We start from the raw sequence: 12194 nt of genomic DNA on the forward strand, positions 1-12194 counted from the left end.
AAAAGTTAAGAATGAATTTACCAAACAAATTAACGGTTTTTAGAATTTTATTAATTCCAGTCTTTATGTTAATCGTCATTTTTGGAGGAGACGCTAGCATTAAAGTTGCCGGAACAACGGTTTACTGGAGATTAGTAATTGCAGCTATCATTTTTGCTGTTGCTTCTGCAACTGATTGGTTTGATGGTCATATTGCAAGATCACGTAACTTGGTTACAAATTTTGGTAAATTTGCTGATCCATTAGCTGATAAAATGTTGACGATGACAGCATTCATTATGTTGGTTTCATTGAAATTAGCTCCAGCATGGATTGTTGCAATTATTGTTTGTCGTGAATTAGCAGTTACGGGGCTACGCTTGATTCTTGCTCAGAATAAAGGTCAAGTAATGGCGGCCGAGATGCCGGGTAAAATTAAAACTACTTGTCAAATGTTGGCAATTATTTTTCTCCTAATTGGCGATTTTTATCGTATTGGGACAATTTTATTGTATCTGGCCTTAATTTTTACTATTTATTCCGGATGGGATTATTTCCACAATTCATGGAGTGTATTTGAAGGTTCAATGTAGTAGTAGCATTTTAAAATACTATAATAATTAAATATAGAATAAAAAAGCGTTGAATATTTTCAACGCTTTTTAACTTTTAAGAACGAAAACATAAAATACTTTAAATTAACAGCATGTAATTCTTTAAAAATTCTCAACTACTGTGTAATAATAGTAAATTTTTGATTAAGTTTTGTTATATTGTTACGATTGAATTATAGGTTTATGAAAAGGGGGATTTTTATGGTCAAGCAATTACCACTGGTTGAGTTTAAAAATGTAACCAAGTTTTACCCTAAAAGTAAAACAGCAGCGGTCGAAGATATAAATTTTAATATAAAAAAAGGTGAATTTTGTTGTATAATCGGCACTTCAGGCTCGGGTAAAACTACCTTGATGAGAATGATTAATCGGATGACTAATATTACTAAAGGTGAGGTTTTGGTCAATGGCAAAAATGTTAAAGCTTTTAATCCGGTTGAATTGCGGCGGCATATTGGATATGTAATTCAAAATAATGGCTTGCTGCCTCATATGACAATTCGTGAAAATTTAATATTAGTTCCAAAACTATTGAAATGGCCTAAAGAAAAATTGCTAAGCAAGGCAAAAGAATTAATTAAAATGGCGGAGTTGCCAGATAGCTATTTAGATCGTTATCCGACTGAATTGTCTGGTGGTCAACAGCAGAGAGTTGGTGTCATGCGTGCCTTAGCTGCGAATCAAAATCTGATCTTAATGGATGAACCTTTTGGAGCACTTGATCCGATTACACGAGAAAGTTTGCAAAAATTGGTTCAAAACTTACAAAAAAGTTTAGGAAAAACAGTTGTTTTTGTTACTCATGATATGGATGAAGCATTAAAACTTGCAACTAAGATTGTGGTTTTACATAATGGAAAAGTTATTCAAATTGGATCTCCTGATGATATTTTACATAATCCAGTTGATTCATATGTTGAAGCGTTAATTGGTAAAGAACGTCTTGCAGATGCAAAATATGAAACAGTCAAAGTTAAGAATGTTATGTTAACGAATCCCGCTAAAATTAATTTGGGTGCTTCTTTAAACGAAGCTCTTATTATGATGAAAAAGAAACATGTTGATACCTTACTTGTGGTTGATAATTATGATCATTTTAAAGGCTATGTTTCTATTGAAATTCTTCAACGTAATTATCCACAGGTTAATAGTGTAAGCGATATTTTACAAAAACAAGTTTATACTGTAGGACCAGAAGAATATTTACGCGATAATTTCAACCGAATATTGAGCCGAAAGGAGCAATATATTCCTGTAATTGATGCAAATAAAAAATTAGTTGGAATTGTTACTAGATCCAGTTTGGTAAATGTCGTTTATGCTAAAATTTGGGGCAGTACAACCTTAGATAGTTCTGATTCAGTAAAAGAGGCGAAATAAAATGACTTCTTTTTTTGCACAACATGGTTCGGAATTAATTGTTAAAACTTGGCAGCAAATTTATATCTCGGCTAGTGCTTTGATATTAGGAATTGTTGTTGCAGTACCGCTCAGTGTAGTTTTATTAAAATTTCCACGTACCGCTAAAGTAGTTATTTCGATTGCAAGTGTTTTGCAGACAATTCCAGCTTTGGCACTTCTCGCAATGATGATTCCCTTTTTAGGAGTTGGACCTATACCTGCAGTTGTTGCATTATTTTTGTATAGTTTGATGCCAATTTTACGCAATACTTATGTTGGGTTAACCAGTGTAAATCAAAACACGATTGATTCTGCACGCGGACTGGGTATGACTAGAATTCAAATTATTACCCAAGTTGATATTCCATTAGCAATGCCAGTTATCATGGCTGGTATTAGATTATCTGCCATATATGTAATCGCTTGGGCAACTTTAGCATCATATATTGGTGCTGGGGGCTTAGGAGACTTTATTTTTAATGGTCTAAGTTTATTTCAGCCGAATTTAATTCTTGGCGGAACTATACCTGTAATTATTTTGGCTTTATTAACTGATTATTTGATTGGCAAGCTTGAACAATTACTTACCCCTAAAGGTATATAGGTGAGCATTATGGGAAAATTTTTAAAGAGATCAATTCTTACAACTATTATTCTTGTAATAATGACTATTGCAAGTGGTTGTGGTTTTCCAGGGTTAGCTGACTCGATGGGGAGTAGTAATGTTATTCGTATAACTGCATTAACAACAACAGAATCACAAGTGATGGCTAATATTATTGCAGAATTAATTGAACATGAAACGCCTTATAAAACTACGATTGTTAACAATCTTGGTTCAGCGCCAATGCAGCATCAGGCGTTATACCGGCATGATGCTGATATACAAGCAGTTGCTTATGATGGTGGTGAATTAACTGCTAACTTACTTTTGCCAGCTATTAAAGATTCGAAAAAGGCAAATGATACTGTTCGTCGAGAGGTAAAAAGAAGATGGGATCAAACCTATTTACATACCTATGGCTTTTCAAATAATTACGCCTTTATGGTCGATGGTAAAACTCAAAGAAAGTATAATTTACATCGAATTTCGGATTTAAAAAGGGTGCAAAGCCAACTTTCTTTTGGTGTTTCATCTGAATGGGTTAATGCACCGGGGGTTGGCTATCCTTCGTTTCAAACATCGTATGGTATTACTTTTAGCAAGATGCGGCCAATGAATGCAGGGCTTGTTTATTCTTCTCTAAAAAGTGGCAAGATGAATGTTATTTTGGGTTACTCGACTGATGGCCGAATTGATAGTTATAAACTTCACTTGCTTAAAGATGATAAGCATTTCTTCCCACCATATAATTGCGGTATGTTAATTAATAATTATTTATTGCGTGAACACCCCGAACTTAAGCCAATTCTGGAGCGTTTAGTAGGGCAGATAAGTGTTCATGATATGCGTAAAATGAATTTTCAGGTCGATGATGAATTATTAGAACCTGCAACAGTAGCACATGAATTTTTAGTTAAGCACAACTATTTTAGGGGGCAAGAGTGATGGCAAAGTTATCTTTATGGCAGCAATTTATCTATTATTATCAACATAATGGTGTATATGTACTGCAACAATTCAACCGAACTTTTTTGATATCAATTTATGGGGTTTTACTTGCTGCAATTATTGGAATTCCTATTGGTATTATTATTTCTCGTTATTATTATCTGGGGAATTTTGTACTAGAAATTGCTAATTTTATTCAAACGATTCCTTCACTTGCAATGCTTTCAATTTTAATGATTGGGATGGGTTTGGGAGTGATGACTGTCATTTGCGCAACGACTGTTTATTCTTTGCTACCAATTATTAAAAACACCTACACGGGCATAAAAAATGTCGATAAAAATGTTATTGATTCTGCTCAAGGTATGGGAATGACTAAATTTCAGTTGCTTTATATGGTACGATTACCTTTATCATTATCTGTAATTATTGCTGGATTAAAGAATGCATTGGTAATTGCGATTGGGATAACTTCAATTGGTTCGTTTGTTGGTGCTGGAGGATTAGGTGATATTATTATTCGCGGCACTAACGCAACGAATGGTAGTGCAATTATTTTGGCTGGTGCAGTGCCAACAGCTTTGATGGCAATTTTTTCAGATATTATTTTAAATTTTTTACAAAAATGGTTACAACCTAAAGGATTACAAAAATAATTTTTGAAGAATTTAAGCTATTTAAGCGTATTTAATAATGTAAGCAAATAAACAAAAAACATTTGTTCGCTATTTCTTGCAAATAACCATTGATTCAAAGTATAATTAATAAAAATAAATTTGGTCAGTTTAATAAGAGGAGGAAAAGTCTTGCCAAAAGATGAAAAAAAAGCTGCATTAGAAACTGCACTAAAGAAAATCGAAAAAAACTTTGGTAAAGGTGCCGTAATGCGAATGGGCGATAAAGCAGATACAAAGATTTCGACTATTCCATCTGGTTCGCTTGCACTTGATGCAGCACTGGGAGTCGGTGGCTATCCACGTGGTAGAATTGTAGAAGTTTATGGACCAGAATCTTCAGGAAAAACGACTGTTGCTTTGCATGCAGTGGCTGAGGTACAAAAACGTGGTGGTACAGCTGCATATATTGATGCTGAAAATGCAATGGATCCGGCTTATGCAGAAGCCTTAGGAGTTGATGTTGACTCATTAATTTTGTCTCAACCTAATACGGGTGAAGAAGGACTGCAAATTGCAGATACTCTGATTAGTAGTGGAGCGATTGATATTTTGATTGTTGATTCCGTTGCAGCTTTAGTTCCTCAAGCTGAAATTGATGGTGAAATGGGTGACAGTCATGTTGGATTGCAAGCCAGATTAATGAGTCAAGCATTACGTAAACTTTCTGGTAACATTAATAAGACCAAAACCATTGCAATATTTATTAACCAGATTCGTGAAAAAGTTGGGATTATGTTTGGTAATCCTGAAACAACTCCTGGTGGTAGGGCTCTCAAATTTTATGCAACTATTCGTTTAGAAATTAGAAGGGCAGAAAAAATAAAACAGACAGGTGGCGAGATTACTGGTAATCGGGTTAAGATTAAGGTAGTCAAAAACAAAGTTGCTCCACCATTTAAGGTTGCTGAAGTGGACATGATGTATGGTAAAGGTATTTCTCAAAGTGGTGAATTACTTGATATGGCGGCTGAGCATGACATAATTGCTAAAGCAGGTTCTTGGTACTCATATAAGGATGAGCGAATTGGTCAAGGACGTGAAAATGCCAAGAAATATTTAGAAGAGCATCAAGATATTTACGACGAAGTCCAACAGCAGGTGCGCCACGCCTATGGTATTGATGAAGTTTCAATATCAGAAAGAGAAGATCCTGAGAGAGTGAAAAAGGAAAAGGAGGCTTCTGAAGAAAAGGAAGCCGATAGCAAAAGTAGTTAAAATTGAAGAAATCAACCTTGATCTATAAATTTTGATCAAGGTTTTTTTCTAGTTGATTGACATAGGTCACGTGGTTATTTATTATTATCATTGTGTGAATAATCTAAAAAGTAAAAAAGGCGATAGTGATCATGACAAATAATAATTTGATTCCCGTCGCGATTGCTATTATTTCAGTTTTAATTGGCATTGGCATTGGTTATGCAATTAGAAAAAGCATTTGGGAAATGAATACGAAAAATGCTCAAAATGATGCTGACCATATTTTAGCGCAAGCCAATGCTCAAGTGGTTGCTGCAAAAGCTGAGGCCGATGCACAAAAACAAGCAGCAGAAGCTTTTAAGCAAAGTGCTCAAAATACTAAGAAAGAGAAAATTCTTGAAGCTCAAGAAAAAATTCAAGATTACCGGCAAAAGGTTGAGGATGAATTAAATATCAAGCGTGACGCCAATGCGCGTGAAAGTAATCGCTTAAAACAGCGAGAAGATACACTTGATCATAAAAATTCTTTATTAGCTGAAAAGGAAATTGAATTTAACAAAAAAGAAAGTCAACTAGGGAAGCAACAGGATGAATTAAAGCAAAAAATTCAGACTGCAAATGAATTAGTTGATCAAAGTCAACAAAAACTTTATGAAGTTGCTCATTTAGATAAGGAGCAAGCTAAAAAATTAGTTCTAAGTAAATTATCTGATGATCTAGTTAAAGAACGAGCAGAAATGATAAGAAATAGTAATGAAGAAGTTCAAGCTAAAGCTGATCATTATGCACGTAAGGTAATTATTGATGCTATTCAAAGTAGTTCTGCAGATACAGTTGCCGAAACGACGGTATCAGTAGTTGATTTACCAAATGAGGAAATGAAAGGAAGAATTATTGGACGTGAAGGTCGCAATATTCGGTCTTTTGAAGCACTCACGGGAATTGATCTAATAATTGATGATACTCCTAAAGTGGTTACTTTAAGTGGCTTTGATGCTATTAGACGTGAAATTGCTAAACGAGCAATGGAGCGATTAGTAAAAGATGGACGAATTCACCCAGCTAGAATTGAAGAAATAGTTGATAGGGCTCGTAAAGAAGTAAACGACGATATTTATGAGGCAGGTGAAAGTGCGTTAATGGAATTAGGGATTCACCGGATGAATCCTGAACTAGTTAAGATACTTGGTCGCCTAAAATATCGCACATCTTATGGGCAGAATGTTTTAGGACATTCAATTGAAGTTGCTAAATTGGCTGGGACAATGGCAGCTGAGCTTGGTTTAAATGAAAAATTAGCGGTTCGCGCGGGATTATTACACGATATAGGAAAAGCAATCGATCATGATATTGAAGGTTCACATGTTGAAATTGGTGTGGAATTGACAAGAAAATACCATGAATCAGATATAGTAGTTAATGCAATTGCAGCTCATCATGGAGATGTTCCAAAGTTATCATTTATTGCTGAACTAGTTGTTGCAGCAGATACACTTTCTTCGGCACGTCCAGGTGCTAGAAGTGAAAGTTTGGAAAACTATATTCGGCGGTTAACCGAATTAGAGCAAATTGCCAAAAAGTATGATGGTGTTAAACAGGCTTATGCCATTCAGGCTGGACGTGAAGTTCGAGTGATGGTTGAACCAGAAAAAATTTCAGATGATCGGATTACTGTTTTGGCACACGATATCCAGAAACAAGTTGAGAAACAGCTTGATTACCCGGGTAATATTAAAATAACAGTTATTCGTGAAAAACGAGTTGTTGCAGTTGCTAGATAAAGCAGAAGGTTGAATTGGAAATTCAACCTTTTTTTGCTTTAACTAAACTACAATTTGTGCATTTTTAGTCAAGCCTGTATAATTAAAGCAACTTATTATGAAAGTAGTCGACTATGTTTAAAATTATTGTTGAATTGTTCTTTTTAGTAATTATTCAAGCAGCAATTACGCCATTTATTAGGCGATTAGCCTTTGTCTTAGGAGCTGTTGATATTCCAAATGCTAGACGCGTTAATAAAAAGCCGATGCCAACACTAGGGGGCTTAGGCATATTTGTTACCTATAATATCGGTACATTTGTTCTTCTCCGAGAACAATTTCCAACACACGAAGCTTTTAGTGTGTTGTTAGCTTCTAGTGTCATTGTTTTGACAGGAATTATAGATGATATTTTAGAACTTAAGCCGCGTCAAAAAATGTTTGGCATTTTAATTGGTGCCTTAATTATTTATTTCTTGGCAGGTATTAAAATGAATGTTCTTAATCTGCCATTTTTGAATAAGCAAATTAATTTAGGTTGGTGGAGTTTACCTATTACCATTTTTTGGATCTTGGCTTTGACTAATGCTGTTGATTTAATTGATGGGCTTGATGGTTTAGCTGACGGAGTTTCATTGATTTCTCTAATAACGATGGGTATCGTTGGATATTTCTTTTTACATACTGATCAACTTTATATTCCAATTTCTTGCTTTATGTTAGCAGCTTGTTTATTAGGATTTTTACCATACAATTTTCATCCTGCTAAAATGTTTCTTGGTGATACAGGGGCATTATATATCGGCTTTATGATTGCTGTTTTCTCGCTGAAAGGCTTAAAAAATGTAACCTTTATTTCTCTTTTAGTGCCTATAACCATACTAGGTGTCCCAATTACAGATACTATTTATGCTATGATAAGACGAAAACTTAATCATCAACCAGTTTCACGAGCAGATAAGCATCATCTTCATCATCAATTAATGAAAATGGGGTTAACGCACCGTCAAACTGTTCTTGCAATTTATTCTCTTTCACTAATCTTTTCATTCATTTCGCTATTATTTTTACTATCACCAATTTGGGGTATGTGGCTTTTAATTGCAGGATTAGTGGTTGCTTTAGAAATCTTTGTCGAATCAATTGGACTTTTAGGTGAAAAATACAAGCCGCTATTATCACTGATTCAAAAAGTAATTAACTCACGTAGCAAGAAAGACCCAACTGTTGAAGTTTGGCATTTAGGTCAAGAAAAACCAGAACAATTAAAAAACAAACATAATCAACATTAAAAAGAATGTTTTCTTGTAATATGAGTCTCGGAAATCAGACAATTTCCGGGACTTATTTTTATAATCAAATTAATTAATAAAGAAAAATTTGGATTTATTAAAGAACTTTAAAACAGCATGACATACCACTAATTCAATGGATAGCTACTTGAGAGAGAATTTATTTTGATTGTAAAGTCAGATATATTTTACGGTCAGATTACTAGCTATCATAATTTTGAAAAATTAAAGTAAGCAGCTGTTTGAGTATATTGGTTATTGCAACAATGACCGAACTAAGAGTAAATTAAAAACCTGATTCCAATCGAATCTTGGAACCAAGCTTTAATTAATTATAAATCTAATAGTTAAACTTTTAAGAGTCATTTTCTCTGGCAAAGAGCCCTTTTTAGTTAAGGCCTCTTTTTTAATGCTCTTTGTTAGTATTGACAGGTATTTCAATATACCGTGTTTTTCCTTTAATAAACTGAACTTGTCCAGCTAATTGATCTGTTAAATTTGTAAGCAGTTCAGCTTGCTCTTTTTCAGAAACAAAAATATGCAAGCACACATCGACGCCATAATCAATTTTAGCAATTGAAATTTTCTTTTTAGATAGATAGTTGTTTATCTTATCAAAATAGGTATAGGCAATGTTAAAGCTAATTTCCTGTTGTTGAATACATTCAACTATTCCAATTTTTTTTGCGGCTTGGGTAACGCTATTTGAATAAGCACGAATTAGGCCACCAGCTCCTAGTTTTATACCGCCAAAGTAACGAGTAACAACAACTATAATATTTTGTAGCTTCAATAATTGCAAAGCGTTTAATTCTGGCACTCCTGCAGTCCCAGCTGGTTCACCATTATCGCTGGCTTTTACATGATTATCGACTATATAAGCATAAGTATTGTGTGTAGCATCGCGATATTTTTTGGAAATGGTTGAAATGGCTTTTTCGGCTTCATCGATAGTAGATACACGTACAAATGAAGTAATAAAACGACTCTTTTTAATTATTATTTCATGACTACCGTTTTCTTTAATTGTTAAAAAGTTTTCCTTTTTCATCAAAAAAATTTCTCTCCTTTTAGCGTATTTAATATATGGAGGATGAAAGATGGAGAAGCTCGCATATCTTGCTGGTCGTCAATGGATCAGTCAACAAAAAAATTTTAGCATAACTAAGGGGTTAACAACAATTAAAGCAATTTCAAATCAGCGTTGCAATCGATGTGGGACAACTGTGAAGGAGCGATTGCCTAATGGTAAGACATATTGCCGTGCCTGCATTGGTTTAGGACGCGTTACTGAGGACGACTTTCTTGTGCGTGACGAAAGTGAAGTTTTTTTTCAAAAGAAAAAAGATATTTTAAAGTGGCGAGGACAGTTAACTCCGGCTCAGAAGCAAGTGTCAATAAAGTTAGTAGAAAATTTTAAAAAAAGGCGAGCAACTTTAGTTCATGCAGTTACTGGTGCAGGAAAAACCGAAATGTTATTTGCAGTAATTGCAGAGTGTCTTAGTTTAGGACAACGTTGTTGTATCGCTTCTCCAAGAATTGATGTTATTAATGAACTTTATCCTAGAATTCAAGAGGCATTTCAAGGATTGAAAATTGGGAAGTATCATGGTCGTGAATTCAAAGAACCTGAATTAGAGCAGTTAACTTTATGTACTACGCATCAACTTCTTAAGTTTTACCATGCATTTGATTTGTTAATAATTGATGAAGCAGATTCTTTCCCATATATAGATAATTCTCAGCTTCATTTTGGTGCGAAAAATGCTATTAAAACTAGTGGAATTCGTATTTATTTAACTGCGACACCAACACGTGATATTCTTCAAGAAGTTGAGGCTGGTAAAATTAGAGTTCTAAAGTTAAATCGTCGTTTTCATGGGGGCTTGTTGCCGATACCTCGCGAAAAATTATTTTTGCGCCCCTTTTTAAATAAAGGTCATCTGCACCCAAAACTAATAAAAGAAATAATTGGAGTAATAAAATCACAACATCCCTTACTATTATTTGTACCACGAATTGAACAAATTTCGTTGTATTTATCTGCTTTGAAGAAAGTTCCTGAATTACATCAAATTAATATAGAAGGAGTTTATGCTGCAGATAAAAAGCGTTTGAGTAAAGTCCAACAATTTCGTGAAGGTAAAATACAGCTTCTGGTCACAACAACGATCTTAGAACGAGGGGTTACTTTTAAACATGTCTGGGTAATTATTGTCCAGGCAGATGACGCAATATTTACGACCTCAAGTTTAATTCAAATTGCTGGCCGTGTAGGTCGCGCACAAGATGATGTAGGAGGATTAGTTCTTTTTTGTTATCAAAAATATACTCGTAGTATTCAAAGTGCTGTAAAACAAATCAAGGAGCTTAATAAATGAAGTTATGTCTTGTTTGTGGACAACAATTTACGCCACAAATATCATTTTGTCAGATACTTTATTGGAAAAAACAGCCTGAAGAATACCTGTGTAGGTCTTGCAAAGCAAAATTTACTAAATTAAGTCAACCAAGATGTCAGTTTTGTGATCGTGAATTGGATAAAAATATAATTTGCAAGGATTGTCAAAATTGGCGCCACCTTTATGGCGATAACCTAATACATAATCATGCAGTTTATCAGTATAATCAAGCTGCACATGATTTAATGGTAAATTATAAACGTTATGGTGATTTTGTTTTGGCAAAAGTATTGCAGCAATTGTGCTATCTTAACTTGAAAAAAATTCATGCAGATTTTTACGTTCCACTTCCGACTTCACCAGAACATTGTGCTAGTCGTCAGTTTGATACAATAACCAGTATTTTTGATGATTTGGTTTTGTTAACTTCTGTGTTGGATAAGCATGGTGGACTAAGCGCACAGGGCGAGAAGAATCGTAGTGAAAGATTGAAAACGCCACAAAGCTTTTTTATAAAGAAAGACTTTAAAGTAAACTTAAACAATAAAAAAATATTACTTTTGGATGATATTTATACTACGGGAAGAACGTTGTATCATGCACGTGATGCAATTATCAAAAGGTATCCGTCTGTTCAAATAAGCAGTTTTACAATTTATAGATAGTTTAATCTTGTTCAGCGCTTTCAAGATTTGTTATAATATAATTAAGTAAAGTTGCATTAACAATTGAAAGGAGAATCTCATATGTTAAAGTATAATATTCGTGGTGAAAATATTGAGGTAACTGATGCTTTGAGAAGTTATGTCGAGAAACGCCTAAAGAAAATGGAGAAATATTTTGATTTGAATCAAGATGTTGTTGCCCACGTTAATCTTAAGGTATATCGTGATCATACGGCTAAAGTTGAAATTACTATCCCACTACCGTACTTAGTATTGAGAGCAGAGGAAACAAGCGATGATATGTATAGAAGCATAGATTTTGTTTCTGAAAAACTGGAACGTCAGATTAGAAAGTACAAGACCAAAATTAATCGAAAGAGTCGGGAAAAGGGAATCAATGATTTCTTAGTTGAAAATTCGGATACAGATACCGGTGACATTGATAATGATGATGGCAGTGGATTCTCTATTGTACGCAATAAACAGATTGGCTTGAAGCCAATGAGTCCTGAAGAAGCAATTTTACAAATGAACATGTTGGAACACGATTTCTTTGTATTCCAAGATGCTGAAACAAATGGAACTAGTATTGTATATCGTAGAAATGATGGTCAATACGGTTTGATTGAAACAAAGTAAAAACAATGCTGTTATA

At 34.2% G+C, this 12194-nt stretch carries 12 protein-coding genes; 11 read left to right on the forward strand and 1 reads right to left on the reverse strand.

All coding sequences use genetic code 11. The annotated features are described in order from the left end of the window. Positions 1 to 11 precede the first annotated feature (11 nt). From pgsA to F5ESL0246_RS02625, 8 genes are all read left to right on the forward strand, one after another. Entirely contained in the window at positions 12 to 572 is a 561-nt protein-coding gene (gene pgsA / locus F5ESL0246_RS02590) for a CDP-diacylglycerol--glycerol-3-phosphate 3-phosphatidyltransferase (protein WP_122017962.1), read from the forward strand. A gap of 222 nt (positions 573 to 794) precedes the next feature. After that, a complete protein-coding gene (locus F5ESL0246_RS02595; RefSeq protein WP_305017870.1) occupies positions 795 to 1973 on the forward strand; it encodes an ABC transporter ATP-binding protein in 1179 nt (392 codons plus the stop codon). Position 1974: 1 nt separating this feature from the next. Beyond that, positions 1975 to 2598: an ABC transporter permease gene (locus F5ESL0246_RS02600; protein WP_122017963.1), complete on the forward strand. Its 624-nt coding sequence runs from the start codon at positions 1975 to 1977 to the stop codon at positions 2596 to 2598. 9 nt (positions 2599 to 2607) lie between these two features. Beyond that, positions 2608 to 3543 (forward strand): glycine betaine ABC transporter substrate-binding protein, encoded by a 936-nt coding sequence (locus tag F5ESL0246_RS02605; RefSeq protein WP_122018171.1) that lies wholly within the window; start codon positions 2608 to 2610, stop codon positions 3541 to 3543. Beyond that, complete coding sequence (locus tag F5ESL0246_RS02610) at positions 3543 to 4202, forward strand: ABC transporter permease (RefSeq protein ID WP_122017964.1); 660 nt, start codon at positions 3543 to 3545, stop codon at positions 4200 to 4202. The genes F5ESL0246_RS02605 and F5ESL0246_RS02610 overlap by 1 nt, the downstream gene beginning before the upstream one ends. A gap of 150 nt (positions 4203 to 4352) precedes the next feature. Then, entirely contained in the window at positions 4353 to 5438 is a 1086-nt protein-coding gene (gene recA / locus F5ESL0246_RS02615; RefSeq protein WP_122017965.1) for a recombinase RecA, read from the forward strand. A 131-nt stretch (positions 5439 to 5569) separates the two neighbouring features. After that, on the forward strand, positions 5570 to 7201 hold the full coding sequence (rny, locus tag F5ESL0246_RS02620) for a ribonuclease Y (RefSeq protein WP_122017966.1): 1632 nt from the start codon (positions 5570 to 5572) through the stop codon (positions 7199 to 7201). A 113-nt stretch (positions 7202 to 7314) separates the two neighbouring features. Then, positions 7315 to 8472 carry a glycosyltransferase family 4 protein gene (locus tag F5ESL0246_RS02625; RefSeq protein WP_122017967.1) on the forward strand — a complete coding sequence of 386 codons (1158 nt, stop codon included), beginning with the start codon at positions 7315 to 7317 and terminating at the stop codon, positions 8470 to 8472. A gap of 406 nt (positions 8473 to 8878) precedes the next feature. Here F5ESL0246_RS02625 and F5ESL0246_RS02630 read toward each other — a convergent pair whose 3' ends face one another. Next, the gene (locus tag F5ESL0246_RS02630) at positions 8879 to 9526 is read right to left on the reverse strand and encodes a YigZ family protein (RefSeq protein ID WP_122017968.1); all 648 of its coding nucleotides are present in this window, start codon (positions 9524 to 9526) and stop codon (positions 8879 to 8881) included. Positions 9527 to 9572: 46 nt separating this feature from the next. Here F5ESL0246_RS02630 and F5ESL0246_RS02635 point away from each other — a divergent pair, with 46 nt between their 5' ends. The 3 genes from F5ESL0246_RS02635 (at position 9573) to hpf (ending at position 12178) form a co-directional block, all read left to right on the forward strand. Beyond that, on the forward strand, positions 9573 to 10853 hold the full coding sequence (locus F5ESL0246_RS02635) for a helicase-related protein (protein ID WP_122017969.1): 1281 nt from the start codon (positions 9573 to 9575) through the stop codon (positions 10851 to 10853). Continuing rightward, the gene (locus F5ESL0246_RS02640) at positions 10850 to 11539 is read left to right on the forward strand and encodes a ComF family protein (RefSeq protein ID WP_122017970.1); all 690 of its coding nucleotides are present in this window, start codon (positions 10850 to 10852) and stop codon (positions 11537 to 11539) included. Before F5ESL0246_RS02635 ends, F5ESL0246_RS02640 begins: the two co-directional genes overlap by 4 nt. Before the next feature lie 81 nt (positions 11540 to 11620). Further along, positions 11621 to 12178 (forward strand): ribosome hibernation-promoting factor, HPF/YfiA family, encoded by a 558-nt coding sequence (hpf, locus tag F5ESL0246_RS02645; protein WP_122017971.1) that lies wholly within the window; start codon positions 11621 to 11623, stop codon positions 12176 to 12178. The last annotated feature ends 16 nt before the right edge of the window (positions 12179 to 12194 follow it).

The organism is Lactobacillus sp. ESL0246 (assembly GCF_003692965.1).
Classification (GTDB): domain Bacteria; phylum Bacillota; class Bacilli; order Lactobacillales; family Lactobacillaceae; genus Lactobacillus.

Coding starts and splice junctions, on each gene's coding strand:
- pgsA (WP_122017962.1), top strand. CDS start 12: ATGAATTTACCAAACAAATTAACGGTTTTTAGAATTTTATTAATTCCA.
- F5ESL0246_RS02595 (WP_305017870.1), top strand. CDS start 795: ATGGTCAAGCAATTACCACTGGTTGAGTTTAAAAATGTAACCAAGTTT.
- F5ESL0246_RS02600 (WP_122017963.1), top strand. CDS start 1,975: ATGACTTCTTTTTTTGCACAACATGGTTCGGAATTAATTGTTAAAACT.
- F5ESL0246_RS02605 (WP_122018171.1), top strand. CDS start 2,608: ATGGGAAAATTTTTAAAGAGATCAATTCTTACAACTATTATTCTTGTA.
- F5ESL0246_RS02610 (WP_122017964.1), top strand. CDS start 3,543: ATGGCAAAGTTATCTTTATGGCAGCAATTTATCTATTATTATCAACAT.
- rny (WP_122017966.1), top strand. CDS start 5,570: ATGACAAATAATAATTTGATTCCCGTCGCGATTGCTATTATTTCAGTT.
- F5ESL0246_RS02625 (WP_122017967.1), top strand. CDS start 7,315: ATGTTTAAAATTATTGTTGAATTGTTCTTTTTAGTAATTATTCAAGCA.
- F5ESL0246_RS02635 (WP_122017969.1), top strand. CDS start 9,573: ATGGAGAAGCTCGCATATCTTGCTGGTCGTCAATGGATCAGTCAACAA.
- F5ESL0246_RS02640 (WP_122017970.1), top strand. CDS start 10,850: ATGAAGTTATGTCTTGTTTGTGGACAACAATTTACGCCACAAATATCA.
- hpf (WP_122017971.1), top strand. CDS start 11,621: ATGTTAAAGTATAATATTCGTGGTGAAAATATTGAGGTAACTGATGCT.